The sequence below is a fragment of the Actinotignum sp. UMB0459 genome, from assembly GCF_051905915.1.
Lineage (GTDB): Bacteria > Actinomycetota > Actinomycetes > Actinomycetales > Actinomycetaceae > Actinotignum > Actinotignum sanguinis.
In genome coordinates, this window is the sequence record NZ_JBQAIK010000009.1 from 1 (window position 1) to 25,233 (window position 25,233).

Annotated in this window: 19 protein-coding genes; 14 read left to right on the top strand and 5 right to left on the bottom strand. The window is 61.3% G+C overall.

Annotation, left to right across the window (positions count from 1 at the left end; translation table 11 throughout):
* Positions 1-1,731 carry a YfcC family protein gene (locus ACTFPK_RS02935; RefSeq protein WP_284894964.1) on the top strand — a complete coding sequence of 577 codons (1,731 nt, stop codon included), beginning with the start codon at positions 1-3 and terminating at the stop codon, positions 1,729-1,731.
* 213 nt (positions 1,732-1,944) lie between these two features.
* Entirely contained in the window at positions 1,945-2,910 is a 966-nt protein-coding gene (locus tag ACTFPK_RS02940; protein ID WP_439911034.1) for a helix-turn-helix transcriptional regulator, read from the top strand.
* Positions 2,911-2,943: 33 nt separating this feature from the next.
* On the opposite strand, the gene ACTFPK_RS02945 is transcribed toward ACTFPK_RS02940, so the two are convergent.
* Complete coding sequence (locus ACTFPK_RS02945) at positions 2,944-3,756, bottom strand: isochorismatase family protein (protein WP_439911035.1); 813 nt, start codon at positions 3,754-3,756, stop codon at positions 2,944-2,946.
* Positions 3,757-3,905: 149 nt separating this feature from the next.
* Here ACTFPK_RS02945 and metG point away from each other — a divergent pair, with 149 nt between their 5' ends.
* Both metG and ACTFPK_RS02955 read left to right on the top strand, forming a co-directional pair.
* Positions 3,906-5,717, top strand: coding sequence for a methionine--tRNA ligase (gene metG / locus ACTFPK_RS02950; RefSeq protein WP_439911037.1), 1,812 nt, complete (start codon positions 3,906-3,908; stop codon positions 5,715-5,717).
* A gap of 3 nt (positions 5,718-5,720) precedes the next feature.
* Positions 5,721-6,749, top strand: coding sequence for a TatD family hydrolase (locus ACTFPK_RS02955; RefSeq protein ID WP_016443239.1), 1,029 nt, complete (start codon positions 5,721-5,723; stop codon positions 6,747-6,749).
* 34 nt (positions 6,750-6,783) lie between these two features.
* On the opposite strand, the gene ACTFPK_RS02960 is transcribed toward ACTFPK_RS02955, so the two are convergent.
* Positions 6,784-7,656 carry a hypothetical protein gene (locus tag ACTFPK_RS02960; protein ID WP_016443238.1) on the bottom strand — a complete coding sequence of 291 codons (873 nt, stop codon included), beginning with the start codon at positions 7,654-7,656 and terminating at the stop codon, positions 6,784-6,786.
* Positions 7,657-7,985: 329 nt separating this feature from the next.
* On the opposite strand from ACTFPK_RS02960, the gene ACTFPK_RS02965 reads away from it, so the two are divergent.
* From ACTFPK_RS02965 to ACTFPK_RS02980, 4 genes are all read left to right on the top strand, one after another.
* A complete protein-coding gene (locus ACTFPK_RS02965; RefSeq protein WP_016443237.1) occupies positions 7,986-9,125 on the top strand; it encodes a G5 domain-containing protein in 1,140 nt (379 codons plus the stop codon).
* Between the two features lie 27 nt (positions 9,126-9,152).
* Positions 9,153-9,464, top strand: a complete 312-nt coding sequence (locus ACTFPK_RS02970; RefSeq protein WP_016443236.1) for a hypothetical protein — start codon at positions 9,153-9,155, stop codon at positions 9,462-9,464.
* A 200-nt stretch (positions 9,465-9,664) separates the two neighbouring features.
* Entirely contained in the window at positions 9,665-10,600 is a 936-nt protein-coding gene (locus tag ACTFPK_RS02975) for a ribosomal RNA small subunit methyltransferase A (RefSeq protein WP_231366739.1), read from the top strand.
* 27 nt (positions 10,601-10,627) lie between these two features.
* Positions 10,628-12,535: an ABC-F family ATP-binding cassette domain-containing protein gene (locus ACTFPK_RS02980; RefSeq protein WP_439911038.1), complete on the top strand. Its 1,908-nt coding sequence runs from the start codon at positions 10,628-10,630 to the stop codon at positions 12,533-12,535.
* Positions 12,536-12,791: 256 nt separating this feature from the next.
* Here the strand turns inward: ACTFPK_RS02980 and ACTFPK_RS02985 are convergent, their stop codons facing one another.
* Positions 12,792-14,246: an amino acid permease gene (locus ACTFPK_RS02985; RefSeq protein WP_439911040.1), complete on the bottom strand. Its 1,455-nt coding sequence runs from the start codon at positions 14,244-14,246 to the stop codon at positions 12,792-12,794.
* A 678-nt stretch (positions 14,247-14,924) separates the two neighbouring features.
* Here ACTFPK_RS02985 and ACTFPK_RS02990 point away from each other — a divergent pair.
* The 3 genes from ACTFPK_RS02990 to ACTFPK_RS03000 all read left to right on the top strand — a co-directional run bounded on the left by ACTFPK_RS02990 (position 14,925) and on the right by ACTFPK_RS03000 (position 18,099).
* The gene (locus tag ACTFPK_RS02990) at positions 14,925-15,356 is read left to right on the top strand and encodes a hypothetical protein (RefSeq protein ID WP_439911042.1); all 432 of its coding nucleotides are present in this window, start codon (positions 14,925-14,927) and stop codon (positions 15,354-15,356) included.
* Positions 15,262-15,687, top strand: coding sequence for a hypothetical protein (locus ACTFPK_RS02995; RefSeq protein ID WP_439911043.1), 426 nt, complete (start codon positions 15,262-15,264; stop codon positions 15,685-15,687). The genes ACTFPK_RS02990 and ACTFPK_RS02995 overlap by 95 nt, the downstream gene beginning before the upstream one ends.
* A 1,221-nt stretch (positions 15,688-16,908) precedes the next feature.
* A complete protein-coding gene (locus ACTFPK_RS03000; RefSeq protein WP_439911044.1) occupies positions 16,909-18,099 on the top strand; it encodes a cobalamin-independent methionine synthase II family protein in 1,191 nt (396 codons plus the stop codon).
* Positions 18,100-18,281: 182 nt separating this feature from the next.
* Here ACTFPK_RS03000 and ACTFPK_RS03005 read toward each other — a convergent pair whose 3' ends face one another.
* Together ACTFPK_RS03005 and ACTFPK_RS03010 are read right to left on the bottom strand one after the other, a co-directional pair.
* Complete coding sequence (locus ACTFPK_RS03005) at positions 18,282-19,973, bottom strand: trypsin-like peptidase domain-containing protein (RefSeq protein WP_439911046.1); 1,692 nt, start codon at positions 19,971-19,973, stop codon at positions 18,282-18,284.
* Between the two features lie 159 nt (positions 19,974-20,132).
* Positions 20,133-21,899, bottom strand: coding sequence for a dolichyl-phosphate-mannose--protein mannosyltransferase (locus ACTFPK_RS03010; protein ID WP_439911048.1), 1,767 nt, complete (start codon positions 21,897-21,899; stop codon positions 20,133-20,135).
* 62 nt (positions 21,900-21,961) lie between these two features.
* Here ACTFPK_RS03010 and rsmI point away from each other — a divergent pair, with 62 nt between their 5' ends.
* From rsmI to arcC, 3 genes are all read left to right on the top strand, one after another.
* Positions 21,962-22,861 carry a 16S rRNA (cytidine(1402)-2'-O)-methyltransferase gene (gene rsmI / locus ACTFPK_RS03015; RefSeq protein ID WP_439911049.1) on the top strand — a complete coding sequence of 300 codons (900 nt, stop codon included), beginning with the start codon at positions 21,962-21,964 and terminating at the stop codon, positions 22,859-22,861.
* Between the two features lie 278 nt (positions 22,862-23,139).
* Complete coding sequence (gene argF / locus ACTFPK_RS03020; RefSeq protein WP_439911051.1) at positions 23,140-24,135, top strand: ornithine carbamoyltransferase; 996 nt, start codon at positions 23,140-23,142, stop codon at positions 24,133-24,135.
* A 121-nt stretch (positions 24,136-24,256) separates the two neighbouring features.
* On the top strand, positions 24,257-25,216 hold the full coding sequence (arcC, locus tag ACTFPK_RS03025) for a carbamate kinase (RefSeq protein WP_336622595.1): 960 nt from the start codon (positions 24,257-24,259) through the stop codon (positions 25,214-25,216).
* Positions 25,217-25,233 lie beyond the last annotated feature (17 nt).

The following is a 25,233-nucleotide window of genomic DNA, read 5'->3' on the forward strand; positions in this document are numbered from 1 at the left end:
ATGACAACACGCACAAACGATGCCACAGCCGGCAATGGGGCCGGCGGCATGGATAACAACCTCGCCCCGGACGGGCGCGAACACCGCAGCGGCCGGGAGGACGCTGCGGGCGTCGTCGTCGCGGATCATGAAAGCGCTGCCGCAACCGCCGGCAGTGGCGATTCCAATGACGGCGATTCCGGTGCGAAAAAGACACGTAAGAAGCGGCGCGGTATTACGATTCCGGGCGCTTTCACGATTCTTTTCTTCCTCACCATCGTGGCAGCCATCGCCACGTGGCTGGTGCCGGCAGGCTCCTACGCGAAGCTGAGCTACAGTTCGGATACCGGCACTTTCTCGGTGCTGAGCCCACACGGGGATACCACCGAATATCCGGGTACCCAGGAAACCCTGAGCGAATTGGGGATGGATATTGATATCTCCCAGTTCACCTCCGGGGCCCTCAATAAGCCGATTTCGGTTCCGGGATCTTATGAATCCCTCGAGCAGAACCCGGCCAGTGTTGCCGATATTCCGGTCGCCATGGTGCACGGCACGATCGAAGCGGTAGACATTATGGTCTTCATCTTCGTGCTCGGTGGCCTGATCGGGGTGGTGAGGAAAACAGGTGCCTTCGAGTCAGGGCTCATCGCGCTGACGAAGAAAACTAAGGGACACGAATTCCTCCTCGTCTTCGCGGTTGCCGTCTTCATGGTGGTAGGCGGATCGCTGTGCGGCCTGGAAGAAGAAGCGGTGGCCTTCTACCCAATCCTGGTACCAATATTCTTGGCCATGGGCTACGACTCGATTATCTGCGTGGGTGCGATCTTCCTGGCCGGGTCCATGGGAACCACCTTCTCCACCATCAACCCCTTCTCCGTGGTGATCGCCTCCAACGCGGCAGGTATCCCCTTCACGGACGGCATTATCTGGCGCGTGGGCGGCTGTATCGTGGGCGCCATCGTGGTGGTGTGGTACCTGCATCGCTACGCAAAAATGATTAAGAAGGACTTCACGAAGTCCTATGTGTACGAAGATCACGAGGCTTTTGAGAAGCAGTGGGCGATGACTACCCACTCGGATGATGTGCCAGCCTTCAACTGGCAGAAGAAACTCATCCTCGTGCTCTTCGTCTCCGCCTTCCCGATTATGGTGTGGGGCGTCATGGCTATGGGCTGGTGGTTCCCGACCATGGCGGCATCCTTCCTCACCATCACCATCGCGGTTATGGCGATTTCCCTCTTCGGGAAGGACCGGCTCAATGAGAAACAGCTGACGGACGCCTTTATCGAGGGCTCTTCGAGCCTGGTGGGTGTCTCGCTTATCATCGGGCTGGCGCGCGGCATCAATATCGTGATGAACGACGGGCTGATTTCGGATTCGCTGCTCCACTCGGCAACGAACCTGGTCTCGGGGATGTCCGGCCCGCTCTTCATCATTATTATGCTGCTGATCTTCTTCGTGCTCGGTTTTGTGGTGCCCTCCTCCTCCGGTTTGGCCGTGCTGGCCATGCCGATTATGGCGCCGCTGGCCGATGCCGTGGGTATCCCGCGGTGGATCATCGTTTGTGCGTATCAATGGGGTCAGTACGCGATGCTCTTCCTGGCACCCACGGGCCTGGTCATGGCAACCTTGCAGATGCTCGATATGAAGTACCAGCATTGGTTCCGCTTCGTGTGGCCAATGGTGCTCTTCGTGCTCGGCTTCGGCGGGGCGGCCTGCGTGGCTCAGGTGCTTATCTACGGCGCATAGGCGCGAAGAATACGGCTAAAAATAGCCGAAACGCGTGGCTCCGGCGGCCTTGGTACCGCCGGAGCCACCGCGTGCATTCCGGGTCCGGGATTTCCGGTAGCAGCGGTTAATGCTTTTATAATGTGACGGTACGGCGCGAGGTACTCGCGCTCGCGATCCTGCGTGGCGGGCGACCGTGGTGGAATCGCGTGGTGAAGGCGACGGAGCTATGCAATGACGATTGGGCTGTTTTATTACACCTGGATGGTGGGACTCTTCATCCTCATGGGTTCGGCGACGGCGCTTGCGTGTTACCTCGTTTCGCGCCGGCGCATGTTTTTGTGTTGCGCCGCCCTTTTTCTTGTCTATTTTTTCGACGTCGCAACCGTGGCCCGCACGGACTTCACCCACCCACGTAATATTGACAGCGTTTACCACATTACCGCGCCCGTGGAATCGATTACCCTGGGCGCGCTACTCATGGGCCTTATCTGGCTCACCTACGCCACTTTCATGACCGAACCGGAAGTGAAAGTGGAGTGGCGCAGTGCCCTCATTCCGGCCGGGATTTTCATTGTGGGGAGCGCTGGCGCCTTAATGATTCCCGACCCGGGTTGGCGGGAGTTTGTGTTCTTCTCTATGCGCGGCATCGTGGTCATCGGGATCCTCAGTGTGGCAACGTGGAATTACCTACGCGCCACCACCGGGGTGGAGAAAATCCGCCAGCGCCGCCACCGGTGGCTCTACGTGACCACCTGGGTGACGGTACTGGGGACCTTCGCCTGGAATATTACGTTCATTTTCCTCGTGGCACCCCAGGCGCATAGCGCTTCCGCGCTTGCCTTCCTTCCTGAACGCAATTTCCTGGAAAACCTCATGTATATCTGCTGGGTCGTCCACGTGATGCGTTTCGGGGTGCGGGTGCTGCGCATCCACTTCGACCGGCCCCCGGAAACCGTCAACCACCTGGAGGAAGATTTCATTGAATCCTCCCTGGTGTTCTATTCCCAGGCGCGCGGACTATCGAAGCGCGAGGAAGAAGTGCTCGGCTACCTTATGCGCGGGAAAACAAATGCCCAGATCTCTACCGAGCTCTATCTGTCTCCCTCCACGGTGAAGGTACACGTGCACAATATCCTCAAGAAAAGCCAGGTAGCTAACCGTGAGGAGCTGGTGAAAGACTTCTGGCGCTCGGTTTAGCGGGCCGCTTGCGGGCCGGCTGGCACACCCGCGTTATTTCGCGGAGTCCATTCCGGGGCGGTAGTCGATATCGGAGAAATCGAAATCGGACTCATTGACCTCATCCGAAAAGTCGATATCTTCATCCTCTTCGGCGTAGTCGTCGAAATCGTCGTCCTCGTAGAGCTCGTAATCCTCATCGAGGTGCTCGAGTTCCTCCTCGGCAGCTGCTGCGTCGTCGTACGGATCATCGAATTCATCCGGCGCCTCGGACTCTTCGTAAAAACCGAAAGCCTCTGAGGATTGCAGCTGCTCTACGCCTGCCTCGTCCATCTCTACGCGGGCCGCGGCCCCGAGTTCCGGGGAGGTGGGCACGGTGAGGTCGGAAAAAACGCGGGTGCGGAAACCGTTACGGACCGCATCAATCGCGGTAGCGCGCACGCAATGCGATTCGGCAATACCCACCACGTCGACATCCGTGACCTCGGCGGTGCGCAGCACGTCCTCGAGGAGATTGCCTTGCGGATCGGTGCCCTCGAAACCTGAATAGCCCGAGGCGTACTGGCCCTTTTTGAACTGGACGTCGATAGGAAGAGCCGCGATGGATTCGTGCAGCTCCGCCTCCGGGGTATCGGCCACACCGTGGGGCGGCCAGCTATCCACAAAATCCGGATTCTCGGAAAAATGCGGGCCCGGATCAATATGCCAATCCTGGGTGGTGGCGATGAGAGCGTATTCCTCGGCGTTATCGGTGACAAAATCTGCAATGCGTTCGGCAACGGCGTTACCGCCATCTACCCCGAGGCTGCCGCCTTCGCAGAATGTGGGTTGTACATCAACAATGATGAGTGCGCGGGTCTCATCCATAGTCATCCTCCTGATGAAGCGGGTCATCACGCGGTGCGCGGCGGCCGGATGGTCAATCACTGTGGGAGCACCGCGCCCTTATAGTTTAGGCGCGGGGATGCGGGCGCGCTAGCGGGCACGCTTGCCGGCACACGAGTAGAATGGTGGCTATGACTCATATTCTCTCCGCTGTTGCCTGGCCGTATGCCAACGGCCCGCGCCATATTGGTCACGTTGCTGGATTCGGTGTTCCCTCGGATGTGTTCTCTCGCTATATGCGCATGGTGGGGGAGGATGTCCTCATGGTCTCGGGTACCGATGAGCACGGGACCCCTATTTTGGTTTCGGCTGACGCGGAAGGAATCACCCCGGAAGAACTCGCGGACCGCAATAATCGCATTATTGTGGAGGACCTCGTGGCGCTCGGGCTTTCCTATGACCTGTTCACCCGCACCACCACGGTTAATCATGAGCGGGTTGTGCAGCAGATGTTTGAGGTATGCCGCGATAACGGCTACATGGTGGTGCACTCCACCCCGGTTGCCTTCGATCCGGAAACCGGGAACACTCTCCCGGATCGCTATATTGAAGGCACCTGCCCACTGTGCGGTAACACCTCCGCACGCGGGGACCAGTGCGATAGTTGCGGTAACCAACTCGATCCGCAGGATCTTATTGACCCGGTCTCCAAAGTCTCCGGGAAAACCCCACAATTCCGCGAAACCGAGCATTATTTCTTGGACTTGCCGGCGCTGGCGGAACGCCTGGGGCAGTGGCTTGATGAGGTGGAAGAATCTGGGAAGTGGCGCCCGAACGTCATCTCATTTTCCAAGCACCTTCTGGAGGATGTACGCCCCCGTGCCATGAGCCGGGATATTACCTGGGGCATTCCGGTACCCGGGTGGGAAGACCAACGCTCCAAGCGCCTCTACGTATGGTTCGACGCCGTTATCGGCTACCTATCCGCCTCTATTGAATGGGCACGCCGGCGTGAAGCGCGCGGAGTGGGGAGCCGGGAGGATTGGCGGGCCTGGTGGAATGATGCGGAGGCCCGTTCCTACTACTTCATGGGGAAGGATAATATTGTTTTCCATTCCCAGATCTGGCCGGCCGAACTCCTTGCCTATAACGGGGAGGGGAGCCGCGGCGGCCAGCCCGGGGATTTGGGTGCGCTTAATCTGCCCACCCAGGTAGTGGCTTCGGAATTCCTCACCATGGAAGGCAAGAAGTTCTCCTCGTCCAAGGGCGTGGTTATTTACGTGCGTGATGTGCTCTCGCGCTACCAGCCCGATGCGCTGCGCTACTTTATTTCCATTGCCGGCCCGGAAACCTCCGATGCTGATTTCACCTGGGCGGAATTTGTGCGGCGTAATAATTCCGAGCTGGTGGCCGGTTGGGGGAACCTCGTCAATCGCACCGCGGCCATGATTGCCAAGAACTTCGGGGAAATCCCGGCGGCCGGGCCGCTCGAGGATGTGGACCGGGAGCTCCTGGAGGCGGTGGAAGCTGGATTCACCACCGTGGGTGATGCCATTGCCGCGCACCGCCAGCGCGCCGCACTCACGGAAATTATGCGGCTGGTGCGGGAGGCAAACGGGTACGTTTCCGCTACCGAACCCTTCAAGATGAAGGATCCTTCCCAGCGCGAACGCTTGGGCACGGTGCTCCACACCCTTATCCAGGCGGTCTCCGATCTCAATACCATGATGAGCGTATTCCTCCCGCATTCGTCGAACGCGGTGGATCGGGTGCTGGGCGGGGCCGGTGATATTGCCCCGATGCCGCGCCTGGAGGAGGTCACCGACCTCGATTCAGGTAAGCCCTACCCGATTATTACCGGGGATTATTCTAATCTGCACCCGTGGGAGCGGGTGGAGGTCCAGGTCGGTACCCCGATTGCCAAGCCGTCCCCGGTGTTCACCAAGCTGGATGCCAGCGTGGTTGCTGAGGAGCTGGAGCGCCTCGGCATCGATAAGGCCTAAAGCGTGGGCAAGGAAGCAGCGGGGGAAGGGATTCTTCGCAACGAATTAGCGCCGGAGGAATTCGCGGCGCTCTCCGCGAAGGAGAAAAAGCGGGCGCGCCGCTGGTATCTGCCCGATCTCCCGGAAAAGCTCGCCGGTCCGGTGGTGGATAACCACACCCATATTTGGGTGCCGGCGGGGGCAGCGCAGGCAGGTCACTCGGATGCTACGCTTACCCCACCGCGCGGGCGGATGCTGCCGAATGAGGAAGCTGCCGCCATGGAGGCTGCCGGGGTGTGCCACGCCATTACCTGCGCGTGTGAGGTCCCGGACCTTCTGCCCACGGTGGCTGTGGCTGAAGCGGACCCGGCCCACTTTTCCGCAGCCCTTGCTATTCACCCCAATGAAGCTGCCCGGCATCGCGGAATCACCGCGACGGGCCCGGATGGTTTAGCGCAGGAGCTCGCCGCGCACCATGCCCTCAGTCTGGAGGAGGCCATCGACCGGGTGGCGCAGGCGGCCCGCTCCAAGGCCGTCGTTGCGATTGGGGAGACGGGACTCGACTATTACCGTACTTCTGAGGAGGGCCGCGCCGCGCAAATCGAGGCGTTCCGCGCTCATCTTGCCCTCGCGCGCGAGCTCGACCTGCCCGTTCAGATTCACGACCGCGAGGCCCACGCTGATTGCGTGGAGGTGCTGCGCCGTGACGGTGCCCCGAGCCGGGTGGTTTTCCACGCGTTTTCCGGCGACGCCGCGCTTGCCGAGCTGTGTAACCGCGAAGGCTGGTACGGAAGTTTTGGCGGGCAAATAACCTACCCTGCCAATGATGAGCTCCGCGCTGCTTTCCATGCTTTTGATTCCGCGCTCATCCTCGCGGAAACAGACGCACCCTACCTAACGCCGGTTCCGTGGCGCGGCCACCCAAACGCCCCCTACGTGATGGCGTGGACGGTGCGTTTCGGAGCTGAGCTGCGCGAACTGGCTGAAGCGCAGTGGTGCGCCCAGCTCCTGGAAAACACCCGGGCGGTGTACGGGGAACTGGGCGCAGCCTAGCTAGCTCTGAGCTGCGCTGTGCTGAGCCCTGCTCTTAGCTCTGGGGGCTTTCAGATTCGGGAGTCTGGCCGGAAGGCTCGGTTTGGGCAGCTGGCTTGCCATAGTTCTGCCCGGGCTGCGCATATGCCTGCCGGTACGGCTGGGTTTGCCCCTGATAAGCTGGCTGGCCTTGATATTGAGATTGGCCTTGATATTGAGCTTGGCCCGGATAGCCCTGGCCGTAACCTTGCGGATAGCCCGGCACCGGTGCGCCCTGGGCCGGGTACCCCTGGCCTGCGGGGCCGGCCTGGCCGGGATAACCCTGCCCCGGGTAGCCCGGATAGCCCTGGCCATACGTCTGTTGCGATGCCGGGCTGGGGTAACCGGGATAGTTCGGGTAGCCCGGGTACGCGGGCCGCGCGGATTTCTTCGCGGCTGTTCCTGCGGCCACTCCCTGCGCGATGCCGGTCAGTGCCAGAATCAAGGCCAGTGCGCCGGTCGCCCAGAAGAGCGCGGTGTACTGCGCCCCGAATTCGCGAAGAGCGCCGACCGAACTATCCAGGGAGAGTGCCACGAGCCCGCCCAGGGTGATTGCTCCGCCCAGCGGTGCCAGCCAAGAAAAGGCTTGGGCTGCCCGGCCAGTGGTGAACAAACCGAGCACTCCCGCTAGCAGCGCCAGAAGAACACCGCAGCCGTACACAAGCACCGGCAGCCACACGCCACCCGGATTCGCCAGCCCAATAATAGAGGCATTATCCTCACCCCGGGCTAGGGCTGGTGTGAAGCACAAGATAATAAGAGCGATGCTCAGTGCGGTGGTAAGAGCCGCCAGGCCGCGCAGCGCGCCGGTGCCGCGCTTCGGTGCGGAGGGGACGGGATAGCTCGGAGGGACAGGCTGCTGTGCGTATCCGGGATATTGAGTGCTCATAGCCTTAAATGTAATCGATGTAACGCCCGCGCTGGGGGCGCGTTAGCTTTGTCTCCCCGAACGAGGTTCTTCAGCCTTCCCCAGTGGTGTGAAATAACGCTCAGATTACGATGTGGCCGCTAGCGGCGCCGTCGTGCGATACGCGTAAAAACCCCGAGAATCCGCGGAAAAGTCAGGTGACCACAATTTGAGCGCTCCTAAAAATCTCAAGAAAAGCGAGCTTTTCCCTCCGAATCATTGTCCGAATGTTACGAAATGGTTACACTCAATATAGTTTCGTTATAAAAGTGAGGCCGGAGGGTACTCGCGCAAGCAACGGAGGAAGTTTAGTGGGGCGTCACAGCGCACAGGGAATGGGACTCGAGCAATTTGTTCGGGCTGAGGTTCGTACCCCGGGTCCGCGGTCGCGGGCTCTCATGATGGAACGCGGCGCGGTGAGTGAGGCTGTTCAGGCCGTGCTGGCCACTCGGCCGCAGGCCACCGGCACCGCTTTCCAGGCACCCGCCGCCGTGGAGGATTCCGCCGCGAACGCCCAGCTCAATGCGTTCCCGCTCAGCCGGCGCGGGGTTGCCGCGCTCGGGGCTGTGCTGCTGGCCGGTAGCGGTATTGGCCTGATGTCGCATATGTCGATGCCTGCCAATGCTTATGCGGATGGTTTCCCGGTGGCTCGCACCGCGGGCGCCACGGTATCCGAATACTCTTTCACCGTTAATTTTGAAGGCGAAGAACGTACCCTCACCACCACGGCAGTCACCCTCGGGGATGCGCTGCAAGAAGCCGGGATTACGGTATCCGGGGATGACGTTGTTTCGCAGAGTCTTGCCGCGCCGGTTGTTCCGGGCTCGAAGGTCACGATTACCCGGGTGGAAACGCGCGTGATCACCGAAGAAGTGGTGGATGCGCACGGCTCTACCAAGGTGGACGACGCCGCGCTTGCCAAAGGTACCACCAAGGTGGAAACCGAAGGTAAGGATGGCATTTCTGCCAACACCTATGAAATCCGGGTGGAAAACGGCAAGGAAGTTGCTCGCACTCTGACTTTCTCCGCGGTCAAGCAGGCCCGCGTGGATGAAGTGGTCAAGGTGGGGACCTCGGAAAGCGCCGCTGCCGTGGCGGGTGCAAGTGCTGATGGGAGCGGAGCGGCTGCGGTCGCCAGTGTGGTTCCGGCCGGTACCGCCCAGGAAATCGCCTCGGGTATGCTTTCCGCCTACGGTTGGGGTCAGGATCAGTTCTCCTGCCTGGTAACGCTGTGGAATCGGGAATCGAATTGGAATCACCTGGCGGAAAATAGCTCCTCGGGTGCCTACGGTATTCCGCAGGCGTTGCCCGGCTCCAAGATGGCTTCTGCCGGCGCTGATTGGCAGACCAATCCGGCCACCCAAATCCGCTGGGGCTTGGGCTATATCGAAGGCCGCTACGGCAGCCCCTGCGCTGCGCTCGGGCACTCTAATTCCCGCGGGTGGTACTAAAACGGCGTAGGCGCTTAAACGAAGCTCATGCACATGCTCAGAATCGCGGTGCTGGCCGGCGGGATGACACTTATCTCGATGGTTGGGCTGCGGTCGGTGGGTCTACCCTGGTACGCCTGGATTATTCAATTTGTGATCCTGGTGGGTGCTGGGTTGGTGTGGGGTAAATTCCTCGCCGAGGAGTCGGGGGAGTCACGGGGTTCTGAGGATACCGGGCGTTCTTCTGGTTCCCGTGGCGCAGCTGGCCGGCAGCGACGCCGCGCACTTGCCCTACTGATCGCGGCGGTGGCGGCCGTGATTCTCATTCTTGTGTATCTCTTCTTAATCGTGTGGGTGTAACCATCAAGGGTTCGCATTTTTGGCAGGTGCGGATTTTGACGGAGCATTCGGACGGCATTCACCAAGCCGGGTACACTGCATCTGTGGTCGCCAATAATATTGCTCAACAGGACTCGCCCGGTAACAGCACGGCCGGTAGTGGCTCGGCCGGTGATACCGCGGATGGTCGCACCCCGGCTGGAACTGCCCTCCTCACCCCGGTGGACGTGCGCGCGCTGTGCACGGCCCTGAATATTCGCCCCACCAAAACCCTGGGGCAAAACTTCGTGCACGATGGCGGCACCGTGCGCAAAATCGTGCGGGAAGCCGGGGTGGGCCCGGGGGATAGGGTCCTCGAAATCGGCCCGGGCCTGGGCTCACTCACCCTGGCGCTCCTGGAAAGCGGCGCTTACGTATCCGCGGTGGAGATCGACGCCGCACTGGCCGCCGCTCTCCCCGATACCGTGGCGCGCCGCCACAGCTCCCCGGAAAATTTCGCACTGCTCCACGCGGATGCCCTGAGCATCACCGGGCCTGAACAGCTCGCCTGCCCGCCCGCGCTATGCACCGGCGAGATCGAGGCCGTAGCCGGCGTAGTGGATACCGCCAACGTAACCTCCGGCACCAGCACCCCCGGCAGCACACCGACCTTCGCGCCCACCGCACTGGTGGCGAACCTTCCCTATAACGTGGCGGTGCCGGTGCTCCTCACCCTCATGGAAGCCCTGCCCAGCCTGGAGACCATCACGGTGATGGTGCAGCTAGAAGTAGCCGACCGCCTGGCCGCCGCCCCCGGGTCACGCACCTACGGGGTACCCTCCGTGAAAGCAGCCTGGTACGGGAGCGCCACTCGGGGCGCGAAAATCTCCCGCCACGTTTTCTACCCGGAACCCAATGTGGATTCCGCCCTCGTTCACCTGCGCTTGCGGCCCGCGCCCGGTACCGATGAACTGCGCGAGCGTGTTTTTCAGGTGATCGACGCCGCTTTCGCTCAGCGCCGGAAAACCCTGCGCAGTGCCCTGGGTTCCTGGGCCGGCAGCCCGGCTGCGGCCGAAACTATCCTCGAGCGGGCCGGAGTATCACCTCAGGCACGCGGGGAAACCCTCACCATCGATGATTTTGTGCGGATCGCGCAGGCCCGCGACTTCGCCAACTAGAATCCCTCACTCCAAGGACCACCAGCTATGGCACATTTACTTTCGGTACATGACGTGGGCGTCAGCCTGGGAAGTCGCGATATCCTCAGCAACGTTTCCCTGAGTTTAGAGGACGGTAGCCGCATCGGCGTCGTCGGCCCGAACGGGGGAGGGAAAACCACACTGCTGCGCCTCATCACCGGGGCGCTCGCGCCCACCAGCGGCGAGGTTATTCCCACCAATACCGCAAAATTCGCCACGCTCACCCAGGCTGATGAGCTCCCCGATGCCACGGTGCTGGAGGCGATTCACGCGGGCACCGCGCGCCACGAATGGGCCAGTGACGCACACGTGCGGCGTTTGCATGCCGGGCTGCTCCCCGATATTCCCCTCGAGGCGCGGGTGCGTGTGCTTTCCGGCGGGCAACGCCGGCGGGTGGCCCTGGCCCATACTCTTACCCGCGAGGCGAATATTATTATTCTCGACGAGCCGACCAACCATCTGGACGTCGAAGGGATTACCTTCCTGGCGAATTATATTAAGGAGCGTTTCGGTGGGCCGCGCCCGCGCGGAGCGCTCGTGGCCGTGACCCACGACCGCTGGTTCCTGGATGCGGTGGCCACGCGACTGTGGGAAGTGGTGCCCGGGGTGGAAAGCCCGCGCGGGCAGATTCCCGGTCGGGTAGAAACCTACGAGGGCGGGTATTCGGACTATATTTTCCAGCGCGCCGAACGCGAACGCCAGGCCGCACTCGCTGAAGAAAAACGCAATAACCTCTTGCGGAAGGAACTGGCGTGGTTGCGGCGCGGTGCCCCGGCCCGCACTTCCAAACCGCGGTTCCGTATCGAAGCGGCGGAAAGCCTTATCGCGGATGTTCCGGCTCCGCGCGATAGCGTGGAAATGACGCGCATGGCCGCCAGCCGCCTGGGTAAAGAAGTTGTCAATCTGGAGGATGTTAGCCTGCGCTACGGTGGCGGGCCGGAAATTTTACGCGGGGTGACCTGGCGGATTGCGCCGGGTGAACGCGTGGGGATTCTGGGTGCGAACGGCGCCGGGAAATCCTCGCTGCTCGCGCTGATCGCCGGGCGGCTCCAGCCCACGGCGGGCCACGTCAAACGCGGTGCCACCGTGAAACTCGCGGAACTATCCCAGCACACCCGCGAACTCGATGGGGTGGCCGAGCTGCGCGTGGTGGAGGCCGTGAACGACGTCGCAGCTCGCGTGCAGGTGGGGAAGAAAGAACTCACCGCGAGCCAGGTGACCGAGCGGATGGGATTCACCCGCGAACGTGCCTGGACGCGGGTCAGTGAACTCTCGGGTGGGGAGCGGCGCCGCTTGCAATTCATGCGCCTACTCATGGCGGAACCGAATGTGCTGCTCCTGGACGAACCGACCAATGACCTGGATACCGATACCCTCGCCGCGATGGAGGACGTGCTCGACGGCTGGCCGGGCACCCTCATTGTGGTCTCCCATGATCGCTACCTGCTCGAACGCATGACGGACCGCCAGATTGCCGTGCTGGATGGCCGGGTGCGGGACTTGCCGGGCGGTGTTGATGAATATCTGCGTTTGCGCGAGCAGGAGCAGGAAGCCCGCGAGCAGGCCGCTGCCGCGGCGGGAACACGCGCGGGCACCGGTGTTCAGGCCGGGGCAGGTGGGGCCGGGGCCGGTGCAGGCAGCGCTGGGGCGGCGGCCGCCGGGTCCGGGGCGGGAACTGTGAAAAGCGCGAGTGCCCTTCAGCGCGAAGCCCGCAAAGAGGTGCAACGCATCGAAAAACGCATGGCGCGGCTGCGCGAGCAGATCGCCAAGGCGCAGGAGCGCAGCGCTGCCTGTGCGGTGAGCGGGGACTATGAGGAACTCGCGCGGATTGGCAAAGAGCTGAGTGAGGCCACCGGCCAGCTTGAGGAACTGGAAGAACAGTGGCTGGAGGCAGCTGAAGTAGCTGAGGGATAAGGCCGGCCTGCCTCGCGGGCCGCGGGTGCCCATCGGCCAGCCGAATACAAGCGTGGGGGGGGGCGGGGCCAGGCGTGGGGGGGGGCCCCGGGGGGGGGGGGGGGTTGAATTTATGTCGCCAGGCTTGGGATATATGTAAGCCTTTATTATGGCGACCGCGTGGGCGCCGTGTGGGCAAAATCACCCAGGGGCGTTAATGGCGGGGGCGGCAGCCACCCCCCCCCCCCCCCGGCCGTCGTCGTACTTTCTTTAATAACTACGCGCGCGCATGGCGCTTCTCACGCGCAACTTTTACCTGGTATGCGATAGTGAGGAGCAGCAGCCAGGCCGGACCCACGAAAACGGCCACCCGGTAGGCATCTTGGAACAGCATGAGCACCACGCAGGCTGCGAGCGCAACCAGCACGAAAAGGCTGGAGGCCAAGCCACCGGGGAGCTTGTAGCTGAGGCTCGCCACGCGTTCCGGGCCGAGTGCGGCACGGAATTTCAGCTGGGTAATCATGACCATTGTCCAGTTGATAATCCCCGCGATGAGGGCGATGGAAAGCAGATAGCCGAAAGCGAAGTTCGGGAAAGCGAAGACCACAATCACTGCCACCACGGTCACAGCCGAGGACGTCAAAATTCCCACGTAGGGCGTACCCGCGCGCGAAAGCGTAGCGAAAATGCGCGGGGCGTTACCCTGTTGCGCCAGCGAGTAGAGCATGCGGCCGTTGGAGTACAGGCCGGAATTGTAGACGGAAAGCGCGGCGGTGAGCACCACGAAATTGAGGATATGGGCCGCGAAGGTAATCCCCACCGAGTCGAAAATCTGGACGAAGGGGCTGGCGTGCCCGTCGATGCTGCGCCACGGGATGACCGCCATAATAATGGCGAGCGAAAGCACGTAGAAAATGAGGATACGCTGAATGACCAGGTTGATAGCGCGCGGGATGGACCGGCGTGGGTCGTCTGCCTCTCCGGCGGTGATGCCGATAAGTTCAATGCCACCGAAACTAAACATGACGACGACGAAAGCGAAGGTCGCCCCCTTCAGGCCGTTGGGGAAAACAAGCTCGGCGAACGAGGTTCCGGGCGGGACCTGGTGGGGTTCTTGGAGCCCGACAACGAGCACAAGAATCCCCAGCACAATCATTCCGATAATTGCGACGACTTTGACTAGCGCGAACCAGAATTCGAATTCGCCGAAGGCGCGCACCCCGAGTAGATTGACGGCCGTAATGAAAACCAGGCAGAAAGCGGCGGTGAGCCATGTGGGAACCGTCGGGAACCAGTAGTTGATATAGAGGCCGACGACGGATAGTTCCGACATGGCCACGAAAATGTAGTTAAACCAGTAATTCCAGCCGGAGATAAAGCCGGCGCGCGGGCTCCAATACTTGTAGGCGTAATGGGAAAAGGCGCCGGGGACCGGTTCGTGCACGCTCATCTCACCCAGGGCGCGCATAACAAGATAGATCGTGCATCCGCCGATGAGGTAGACGAAGAGGATGGCCGGACCGGCCAGACTAATAGAGGAAGCCGAGCCGTAGAAGAGGCCCGTTCCGATGGCCCCGCCCAGCGCGATCATCTGAATATGGCGATTGTGGAGATCCCGGTGCAGGTGCGCGGCGTGAGTAGTGGCATGGGTGCCTGTAGCTGCGGGTGCGCCGGTAATCGGTGTTCCCGGCGCCGGAGTGCCGGATGGAACCGGCGTGGAATTCGTGGACATAGAGGTCTTTCCCGATACGTGAGGAATGTGCTTATAGCGCCTTGAGCTTATCGCCTCGGGCGCCCGGGTGGGGAATTGTGGGATATGTGGACAGCTGTGGAGGGAGTGCGGAGGGTAAAGGCGGGACAAGGTCAGGCAGAGGAGAGCGGTGTGGTACACGAGATGCGGATGGGAGAGGATGGCGGTATGCAGCACCAATTGCATAGTCACACAACGGGTGTGCCCGGCCTGAACGCCGGCTTCGGTGCGCGTGACTGCCTGGGGGGGACTTTGGTCAAGAAGTTGAAGAGCAAGGTATATTAATTCGACTGATGTATCTGTGGCCTGGATAGATGATTATCTTAAATGAAATCGGAATGTTAATATGGCGCGAAATTAAAATGGAAAATCCCCCCGAGTGGCGCTGGTCGCAGAGTTCCGAAAATCTCATCGTTCTCGTATATTAATAGTGCGCAATAAAGTATTATGACTGTTGTGGCAGGTGCTTAGTAGAGTGAACGGCTGGCGAATGGGATCGGTCGATAGGACCTCTGCTAAGGGATTCATGCCATGGACATACATACATAGGAGTAGACATGCAGTTGAAGAAGATTGTGGCTGGCGCTACCTTTGGTGTCATGCTCGCCGCGGGGGGGGGGTGTAGCTTACGCTGCTCCTGCCGCGCCTGATGCACCGCAGGTGACCGCTGCCGACACCACGGCGGCTGAAAAGGCTGTGGCCGACGCGAAGGCTAAGGTTACTGCCGCGGAAGCGGAACTGAAGGCCGCTTCCGAAAAGCTTGAGAAGCTCGAAATCGCCGTCTCGAACGCGAAGGCCAAGCTGACCGAACTTGAGGTCGTCAACGCTGAACTTCCCGCGGAACTTGCGAAGGCTGAGGCTGCTTACGCGGCTCTGGCTACCGCCCAGGAAAATTACAATAAGGCTCGGGTGGCTTTCGAAGCCAACCCGAATGATGAAGCGCTTCAGAAGGTTATGGCTGATGCCAAGAAGGCCATGAACACCGCGCAGGCGGGCGTTGCGGGTCTCCGCTCGGTGGAGGATATCAAGACTGATATCGCTGACACCCCCCCGTTACATCGAGATCCAGAAGGGTACCCTCAGCTACGCTGAAGAAGCCCTTGATGCGTTCCCGGGTGTTGAGGCGCTTCAGGGTGCCTACGACAAGGCCGTTGCCGAACTGGATGCCGCCCAGAAGGCTCTTGACGCTCTGAAGGGTCAGACCCCCAAGGTTGACCCGAAGAAGGACGGCGACAAGAAGGTCGATCCGAAGGCTGAGCCCAAGAAGGATGCCGAGAAGAAGGCTGAGCCCAAGAAGGAAGTCAAGAAGGCCGACGCCAAGAAGCTGGCCAACTCCGGTGTTGATGCCGGTGCGGCTGCTGGTGGAGCTGCTCTGCTCCTCCTGGCCGGCGGTGCTTTCGTGGCCTACCGCAAGTTTGCCTAAGCGAACCTGCCTCTGGCACTAACAACAGTTCCGAGGCTGGTTGCCACTAGGCTAATTATCCTCAACTGTTTCATCGTTTCACGCGGAATGGGTCCGGGTTTTTACCCGGGCCCATTCTGTATCCCTCTTGCGGGTATATGGGTTAATAGACAAAAGGGGCTGCCGACTTATCTCACCTCGCCGTGCCGGTGAGGAAGATATGTTTTTCCGGGATGTACTTCGCGTGTACGACAAGTGCAGTACAGCTCTGAAAATACATAGCACCCCAGCAGGGGCTCGTGTGACTATTGGGGTTTGTGAGGCCTGTGAGATTTGCGCGGGCCGGTTGTTGCGGCTTCTGGAAATCGAAGTGCAACGGCAACTACGTTAAGAAATTGTTTTGATGTCGTGGAGCTGCATCCTGTGGGGCTCGCTGTCGTGAGGGTGCATCCTGTGAGCTCTACTGTCGATGCATTGCTATTTATCGGCATCATGGCTCACATCGTCTACGCTTGTCTATGTTGAGCGGGTGATGACGCCAGGGCCGGTTAACAGGATGTACGTGGGTGACAGTTTTTCGGCTGTTTAATGTCCGTGGCGTACATTCTGCGTCCCTAACGGTTCAAAATGCGCGGTTTGACACCTCTGCCCAGCCCGTGGCTGTTACGCGTGGGAGCCCGGAGGGAACGGGTTTTCCGTCAAAACATGTCATGCCACGGATATCAAGGAAGCAGGCTCGTTGAGGTACTCAAGCCTCATAGGCAGACTTATCGCTGCTGCAACAGGGCAAATCCCGGATGTAAAACCCACTTTTGTCTATTTATCCATTTAACTACCCACGCACCTGGCCTTATAGCCCAACCTATAACCCTCGTCTCATATAGTGGTCAATAATTTGACGTAGCTTAATAATTCCCTCTAGGCTACTGGAGGTAGGTGCCCACAACGGGTATCACCTGATAACAACGCCGGCGGCACGGCCCCGGCGCCCCGATTCGGACGGAAAGGATGCACCATGGTTCTCACTGATCCTCGCTCTGCCATGACGATGCCCGCCGCCCGAATGCGAATGCTGGGCTAGCGCGGATTCCACTTGGCCTTCGGGCGATTCCGCGCGCGAGGACATCTCGCTCCGGTCCGTTACGTCTCACTGAGCACCCGCCGCTGCGGCGTCGTATCGTTGATGGGATACGCTAAGTCGGACCGATCTCCATCACCACACCCAGTACAAAGGACTTTATAATGACGAAGATCAAGACCACTCATGTCGGCTCCCTTCCGCGCACCGATTCGCTGCGCGCGACCAACGAAGCACACCAGAACGGCCAGATTAGCGACGCTGAATTCAAGGAAAAGCTCGACGCGGAAGTTGCCGGCGTTGTTGCGCGGCAGAAGGACATCGGCCTCGATATTATTAACGACGGCGAATACGGCCACATCATGACCGAAGTAACCAATTACGGTTCCTGGTGGTGGTACTCCTTCTCGCGCCTGGGCGGGCTGGAATTTACGGATAACGAATTCCACGCGGCTGCCACCGCGGGTGGGGGAGCGGTTGAGCTCGTCCCCTTCGATCAGCGCCGTGATTGGCAGCGCTTCAAGGACGCCTACACGGATCCGGAATCGGGAATTCACCAGGCCAAGCGCCAGGAAGTGGCCATGCCCACCATCACCGGCCCCGTGACCTACATCGGTGCCGAACAAACCCAGCGCGACGTCGATCTTACCCTCAAGGCACTCAAGGCCAATGGGCTTGATGCTTCCTCCGGGTTTATCGCGGCGCTGTCTCCCGGGTCCGCAGCGCGTATTTCCAATACGCATTACAAGTCGGAAGATGAAGTCCTCACCGCGATGGCCGATGCCCTCCACGAGGAATACAAGATCATCACCGATGCCGGCCTGACCGTCCAGATCGATGATCCCTCGCTGGCTGAAGGCTGGGACCAGGTCAATCCGGAACCGGCCGTTGCGGATTACCGCACCTGGGTGGCTCGCCGCATTGAAGCGATTAACTACGCGCTGGAAGGTATCGACCCGGAACTCGTGCGTCTGCACGTGTGCTGGGGTTCTTGGCACGGCCCCCACACCACCGATATTCCCTTCCGGGACATCGTGGACTTGTGTTTGAAGGCGAATGCGCAGGGCCTGACTTTCGAAGCTGGCAATGCTCGCCACGCCCACGAATGGAAGATTTGGGAAGATATCGCTCTGCCGGATGATAAGGTTCTCATCCCGGGCGTCGTCTCCCACTCGACGAACGTGGTGGAGCACCCCGAACTGGTGGCGCAGCGTATCGAGCATTTCACCTCGCTGGTGGGTCCCGAGCGCGTTATCGCCTCGACCGATTGCGGACTGGGTGGGCGTATTTACCCGTCCATTGCCTGGGCGAAGCTCGAAACGCTCGTGGAAGGCGCCCGCCTCGCCTCGAAGTAAAGTCTCCAAGGCCGCGGGCCTGAACACCCCCGCGTCTTGAAGTACCGGAGCGGTATATCGCTCCATGTGGAACACCGAAGGGGACCTGAACAGCTCAGCTATTCAGGTCCCCTTCTGGTATCCCTGCCGCGTTCCGGTGATCCAGTTCTATGGGGGCGCGGCTCCCGTGTGTCTCTGAGCGTTTAGTTCACCGGCGATTCACCCAGTGTTACCTCAATGGTTTGCGGGGCACCGCCGCCGCGCGAAATTTCCAGGGTGATGGTGTCCCCTACCTTATGGGTGCGCACCTGCTTGGCTACCTGGGCCGGGCTCGAAACCGATTGTCCGTCCAGGCTGAGAATCGTATCGCCTTCCTTAATACCGGCCTTCGCCGCCCCGGAATTTGGGCCGACGGCCAGCACGCTCACGCGACCTTGCTCGCTGAGTCCTACGGTAATCCCGAGGGCCGCATTCTTGCCCACGGTCACGCTATCGTCGCTCTTCCCGGCGCGGATCTGCTCCACAATGGACAGCGCCCGCTCGATGGGAATGGCGAAGCCGTACACCTGCGCGGAGGTGGTGCCCTGCGAAGCCGCACTATTCATTCCCACCACTTCACCCTGGGCGTTCATCATCGGCCCACCCGAGTAACCCGGTACCACATCGGCATCCGTGACGATCATATCCTTGAGGGTGTCAAAGCTCAGGCCGTCCTCGGTAGCCACCCGTACGTCCATGCCCAGCCCGGTTACCTCGCCTTTAATTTCGGTGAGATAGCCCTGGCCGCGCCCGTTGCCCACAGCGCTGACCTTATCGCCCTGCTTAGCCGGGGTGCTAGCAATTTTTGCCGGGGTGAGCCCGGAAGCATCCTTGAGCTGCAGAAGTGCGACGTCGCGTTTTTCATCATGCCCGATAACGCTGGCAGCATAGGTTTTCCCGGTTGCCGGGATCTCGACCTGGATGGCATCCGATCCCATAACAACGTGATAATTTGTGAGCACCTGGCCGTCCGCAGTGAGGACAATCCCGCTGCCGGCACCCATGCCGGATCCCATTCGCGCGTTAATAATGGCCACACCCGCCGGGCTAACTTTTTCACCCCGGTCAATCGGCCCATCCGCGCCGTGGTTACCACCCGGTAATTGGGTGGGGAAATCCCGCGGGATCGGCATATACGGTTCGGCCCCGCCCTGCTGGCGTCCGTCATTCGGGGCGGTCAGTCCGTCATTATATTGGAAACTGAAAGGGTCTTTGACGGAAGGCGAGCTCGCCTGCGGTTCGGGAGCCAGGCCGAAATATCCCACCCCGGTGCCCACGAGCAGCGCGACCACCATACCGATAATGACAAGAATGGCGGTGGTGCCTTTCGACCGCCGTTTGACCGGCGCTGGCCCGAATTGTGGGGCGCCGCCGAATGGCGATGTGCCGCCGAATTGCGGCGCTGCTCCGAATTGCGTTCCGGCCCCGAATTGTCCGCCGTAGCTATACCCGTAGCCGGACTGCTGCTGGGAGGCACCGGGGTAGGAACTGGGATAAGTTCCCTGGTACGTGCCATGAGAGCCCTGAGGATAGGTCCTGGAGTAACCCCCGCTGTATCCGTTCCCTGTGTAGTTCCCGCCGGCGTAGCCAGAATAGCTGCCTGCGGGGCTGCCTGCGTTAGCTCCCGCGGAACTGCCAGCCGAAGTGCCCGGATAGGGCGGCTGCTCGGAAGTGTTCCCGGTGGAGGGAGCGCTGGGGTAGTGATACGCATTCGTGTAGCTATTCGATTGCGCACCGCCGGCTTGGCTTGCGCTGGGCTGGCTCGGATTCACGTTCGGCTGGCCCTGTCCGGCAGGGATCGCATTCGGCTGCTGCGCGCCCGGTTCACCCGAGTCATTACGCCACTCATCGGTCATGTGAAACGTCCTTTCCTCACTCCGCACCTAGCCGCCGCCGCGGCTGCCGCGGTGGTCCGGTCACATCGGGTAGCATGCCCGCCGAGTCTGGAAAGTTTCTGAACGTTGTCCGAAAATGCGAGCATCGTTAGTTTGCCGCTTGTCCCGCGCCCGCTCGCGCTAAATCCACGACGGCAGCCACATGTGCAGGCGCCAAAACTCATAGGAGACGGTTTGCCCGGTCCAGATCGGGTACCAGAATAGCGCCGCCAGCGTAATAAGAACGACGACGACGCCGCACGCCGTCAGCGTGCGGCGACCTATCCGGCACCGCCACCAGCGCACGGGATAGGCGCATATTCCAACCGGCTCCTCACGGATAAAGTCCGCGTGGCTCCAGGCGTCGTCGTATCCATCCGCGCGCACGTGCCCGTTCCCGCGCGCGTGCGGGGCGCCGAGCGCACCGGTGATATAGCCGAGGCCGTAGGTGAGGGCGAGGGCTACGAAGGGGAGGAAAGCGATGGCGTAGAACTGGAAAATAGTGCGATCCATATATAGCGACCACGGCGCGGCCATGGCGAGGTACCCGCTCAGAATTGCCCAGGCGCGCCAGTCGAAACGAGTAAAAGCCACCCAGAGCACCACGGCAAGGGCGAGGAGCGCCAGCCACCACACCACCGGATTGCCCACCGAGGTGACCGCCTGCACGCAACGCTCGCTACTCGGGCACTGCCCGGCCATTTCTTCGGAAGTCCGCCACCAGAAAGAGACCGGGCGCCACTGCACAAACCACTGCCAGACCGAGGACTGGTAGGTGTGCGGGGTGGAGAGCCCGTTGTGGAAGTCCCACATTTGGCTGTGGTAATGCGCCAGGTCGTTGAAAGAATTGGGGAGCCACGGGAAGGGGAGGGCCTCGGGGGTGCTGTGGCGCACGCCGGCTGCCCAACCGTGCCCCCAGGAGCGACTATCGCGGAACCAGGAGAACCAAGAGGCCACGTACGTGGCCGCGGCGGTGGGAACCAGATGGATAAAAGCGGGGATTCCCTCCTGGAAGACTCCGGCGCCTACCCAGAGGCGCAGCCCCACCGCGTGGCGGGCAGCCATACCCCAGAAGAAGGCCACCAGGCCAAAAACCGCCACGGCGTAAATCCCGGACCATTTCACCCCGCAGGCCAGCCCGAGGAATATCCCGGTGGCCAGCATCCAGGGGCGCCACCATACCCGCGGGCCCCAGGCGACCGGGTGGCCGTCCGCGCGCACCGGCCCGGCCGCAACCCGGTGCGCCAGGCGCTCCCGGGTCCAATCGCGGTCACGTATAAGCGCCCAGAATCCGGCCAGCACGAAGAAAGCCAGGAGGTTATCGAGGATCCCAATGCGGGAGATGGTGATACCCATGCCATCCAGGGCCATCGCGATCCCGGCCACCCCGGCCAGCCACGGGTTGAGGAAGAGCCGCAGAGCGATGCGAACCAGCAGCGCCACCGCGAGCGTGCCGGCCAGCGCCACCATAAAACGCCAGCCGAAGGGGGAAGTTTCCCCGAAAATGGCCTGCCCGACCGCCATGATCCATTTGCCGAGCGGGGGATGAACCACGTAGTCCCCGGCCGGTGACGTGTGGGAGAAGTCGCCCGCGGCGAAAGCGGCATCGAATTCGGTGCCCCCCTGCCAATCAACTTCGTAGCCCAGACGCAGCAGCGAATTTGCACCTTTGACGTAGTAGGTTTCGTCGAACATGATGCGGTCGGGGAAACCCAAGCGGAAGAACCGGGTAAAAGCGGCGATAAGGGTGACCGCTCCGGTGATCCACCATCCCAGGCGTTTTTCCCCGCGGGTGAGCCAGTCTAATCCGCGCGGGGCCAGTCCGAGCCGGCCGCGTAGCTCGTCTTCATAGCGCTCCGCGCACTCGCGCGGGAGGTGCCCGATGGGTTCGCTTCGTTTTTCGCTCACGTGCGGATTCTATCGATAACTAGGCGTCCGCGCCGTGGTGCTGCGCGTGGCAGAATAGCAGAATGAGCACAGGTCACTACGCGGGACAGCACGAAGGCCACCACCCCGATCAGCACGAAAGTCAGCACGCGGGAATTGTTCTTGCCGCCACCCCCATCGGAAATGACTCCGATGCCTCGCCGCGCCTGCGCACCGAAATCACGCGGGCCGATACCGTGGCCGCGGAAGATACCCGCCGTTTTTACCAGCTCGCCGCCCGCCTCGGCATTGAGGTGAGCGCCCAGGTTCTCTCCTATTACGAACATAATGAAGCCGAACGCGGTGCCCACCTCATTGACTTGGCGCGCGGGGGCGCTCGGGTGCTCATGGTCAGTGATGCGGGTATGCCCTCTGTATCCGACCCCGGGTTCCGCCTGGTAGTACGCGCACGCGACGCCGGTCTTCCCGTGACGGTGGTACCCGGCCCCTCGGCTCCGCTCACCGCGCTCGTCGCTTCGGGGCTTCCCACTGACCGTTTTACTTTCGAAGGTTTCCTTCCGCGTAAAACCGGGGAGCAGGCCGCCGCGCTCGCGGCTCTGGCTAGCGAAGAACGCACCATGATTTTCTTCGAATCCCCGCGCCGCCTAGGTGCCACCCTCGCCAATTTCGTCACCGCCTTCGGCCCGGGGCGCGAAGCGGCGGTATGCCGGGAGCTCACCAAGACGCACGAGGAAATCGTGCGCGGGCCCCTGGCCGAACTCGCGCAGCGGTTCAGCGAAGGGGCCCTGGGCGAGATCGTCGTCGTCGTAACCGGAAGTAGCGCGGCGGAAAGGGAAGAACAGGTGCGCACGCGGGCCGTGGGCGACGTCGCCGAACTGTGTCAGCTCGGCCTGCGCCGCAAAGACGCCGCCGCTTTCGTGGCCGCTCGCACCGGATTGCGCACGAATGAGCTCTACCGCGCCGCGCTCAACGAGGGCGATTAAAGCGCGGAAATACGCGGGTTTAGTGGGGTTTAGTAGCGAAGAATTGGAGCTAAACCACGTTCCACCCGCGCTCCACCCGGATTTTCCTAGCGCGCGTGACCCAGATCATGCACAGTAAAACCAACCCCCGGGGAACCGGGGCCGGGACATGATCCTCTCGCCGCGAGGCGGGTACGGGTTGGACAGCCAACAGTGATCCCAGGGGCCAAAGAAGACCCCGTTACCGCTGGCCGCTCTGCCCGAACGGGACCACGGACCGCGCTAGGAAAGGAACGACAATGGCTGTCAATATCCGCGGACGCAATTTCCTCAAGCTGCTCGATTTTACGCCCGATGAAATCCGCTACCTGCTGCGTCTATCCGCGCAGTTCAAGGAACTTAAGCTCAGCGGTACCCCGCACCGCTACCTCGAAGGCAAGAATATTGTGCTGCTCTTCGAAAAGACCTCCACCCGCACTCGCTGCTCCTTTGAAGTGGCCGGCATGGACCTGGGCATGGGAGTGACCTACCTGGATCCGGGCAGTTCCCAGATGGGCAAGAAGGAATCCATTGAAGATACCGCCCGGGTGCTCGGCCGCATGTACGACGGCATCGAATACCGTGGCTTCTCCCAGGAACTCGTGGAAGAAATGGGAGCCAAGGCCGGCGTGCCGGTATGGAACGGCCTGACCGACCTCTTCCACCCCACCCAGATGCTCGCCGATATCCTCACCGTGCAGGAAAACTTTGAGGACGGCATTAAGGGGAAGAAGTTTGTGTTCTTCGGCGATGCGCGCAATAACGTGGCGAACTCGCTTATGGTGGTGTGCTCGAAGCTGGGTCTCCACTTCGTGGCCTGCGGCCCGAAGGATCGCATGCCCGAAGAGTGGCTGGTGGATACCTGCAAGGAACTCGCCGCGGAGTCCGGCGGCAGCGTAACGCTCACTGAAGATGCCACGGCTGCCGCGGCTGGGGCCCACGTGATCTACACCGATATTTGGGTATCCATGGGCGAACCGGACGAGGTATGGGCCTCGCGTATCGCGGAGCTGGAAGCTTACCGCGTCACCCAGGAACTCATGGACAAGGCAGATCCGGAAGCGATCTTCATGCACTGCCTGCCCTCCTTCCATGACACGAACACCACCATCGGCGCAGAAATCGCCAAGAAGTTCGGAGTGACGGAAATGGAAGTGGAAGACCGGGTCTTCGAAGGTCCGCGTTCGCGCGTCTTCGATGAAGCGGAGAACCGCATGCACACCATTAAGGCCGTTATGTACGCGACCCTCTCCTAAGAGGGTTCAGGCACGCGCCCGCGCGGCCGTGCCGAGATAAGCGCGGGCGACGATGCCGGGGGAGCTGGCTGCAGGTAGCAGGGCCACCCCGCGGCGCGTCGCCCGCGCGTGAAAAGGACAGATGATGACTCAGGAAAATATTCACACCGCCGGCGAGAAAATCGTGGTCGCCCTCGGCGGCAATGCGCTCGGGAAGACCCCGGAGCAGCAGCTGGAACTTATTAAGGAAACCGCTCGGTCCATCGTGGATTTGGTGGCAGCCGGCAATGACGTCGTTGTCACCCACGGAAACGGTCCGCAGGTGGGCATGATCAAGGTAGCAACAGATAATTCGGCGGCCGCAGGGGAAACACCGTCGATTCCCTTCGCCGAATGCGGCGCCATGTCCCAGGGCTATATCGGTTACCACCTCCAGCAGGCCATTGAGGCTGAACTCGCGGCACGGCAGATTGCCCGCCCCGTTATTTCGGTGGTCACCCAGACTGAGGTCGACGCCGCAGATCCCGCTTTCGGGCGCCCCACCAAGCCGGTAGGGGCCTTCTTCACCGAGGAGCAAGCCCGGGTACTCATGGAGGAAACCGGAAACAAGTACGTGGAGGATGCTGGGCGCGGCTGGCGTTGGGTGGTGGCCTCCCCGCTCCCCGTCTCTATCGTGGAACGCGATGTTATTAGCTCCCTCGTGGAAGCAGGAACCATCGTGATCGCGGCCGGTGGTGGAGGCATTCCGGTGGTTAAGGAAGGCTCAGGGTACCGCGGAGTTGCGGCTGTGATCGATAAGGATCGCACCGCCGCGCTGTTGGCACGGGAGGTCGATGCCGATACGCTCCTCATCCTCACCGCAGTGGAGGCCGTTGCCATTGATTTCAACAAGCCCACGCAGCGCGACGTGCGCGAAATGACGGTGGCTCAGGCCCGCCAGTACATCGAGGAAGAACAATTCGCCCCCGGATCCATGCTGCCCAAGGTGGAGGCTTGCCTCGAATTCGTGGACGGCGTGGCTGGCAAGCGCGCCATTATTACCTCTCTGGAAAAGGCCGAACAGGGTATTTCCGGGGAGAGCGGCACCGCGATCATCGCTTAAGTCCGAAGGACACAATC

What these genes read in the sequence shown, in the direction of transcription:
- ACTFPK_RS02935 (WP_284894964.1), top strand. Translation starts at nt 1, where the DNA reads ATGACAACACGCACAAACGATGCCACAGCCGGCAATGGGGCCGGCGGC.
- ACTFPK_RS02940 (WP_439911034.1), top strand. Translation starts at nt 1,945, where the DNA reads ATGACGATTGGGCTGTTTTATTACACCTGGATGGTGGGACTCTTCATC.
- ACTFPK_RS02945 (WP_439911035.1), bottom strand. Translation starts at nt 3,756, where the DNA reads ATGGATGAGACCCGCGCACTCATCATTGTTGATGTACAACCCACATTC.
- metG (WP_439911037.1), top strand. Translation starts at nt 3,906, where the DNA reads ATGACTCATATTCTCTCCGCTGTTGCCTGGCCGTATGCCAACGGCCCG.
- ACTFPK_RS02960 (WP_016443238.1), bottom strand. Translation starts at nt 7,656, where the DNA reads ATGAGCACTCAATATCCCGGATACGCACAGCAGCCTGTCCCTCCGAGC.
- ACTFPK_RS02970 (WP_016443236.1), top strand. Translation starts at nt 9,153, where the DNA reads ATGCACATGCTCAGAATCGCGGTGCTGGCCGGCGGGATGACACTTATC.
- ACTFPK_RS02980 (WP_439911038.1), top strand. Translation starts at nt 10,628, where the DNA reads ATGGCACATTTACTTTCGGTACATGACGTGGGCGTCAGCCTGGGAAGT.
- ACTFPK_RS02985 (WP_439911040.1), bottom strand. Translation starts at nt 14,246, where the DNA reads ATGTCCACGAATTCCACGCCGGTTCCATCCGGCACTCCGGCGCCGGGA.
- ACTFPK_RS03000 (WP_439911044.1), top strand. Translation starts at nt 16,909, where the DNA reads ATGACGAAGATCAAGACCACTCATGTCGGCTCCCTTCCGCGCACCGAT.
- ACTFPK_RS03005 (WP_439911046.1), bottom strand. Translation starts at nt 19,973, where the DNA reads ATGACCGATGAGTGGCGTAATGACTCGGGTGAACCGGGCGCGCAGCAG.
- rsmI (WP_439911049.1), top strand. Translation starts at nt 21,962, where the DNA reads ATGAGCACAGGTCACTACGCGGGACAGCACGAAGGCCACCACCCCGAT.
- argF (WP_439911051.1), top strand. Translation starts at nt 23,140, where the DNA reads ATGGCTGTCAATATCCGCGGACGCAATTTCCTCAAGCTGCTCGATTTT.
- arcC (WP_336622595.1), top strand. Translation starts at nt 24,257, where the DNA reads ATGATGACTCAGGAAAATATTCACACCGCCGGCGAGAAAATCGTGGTC.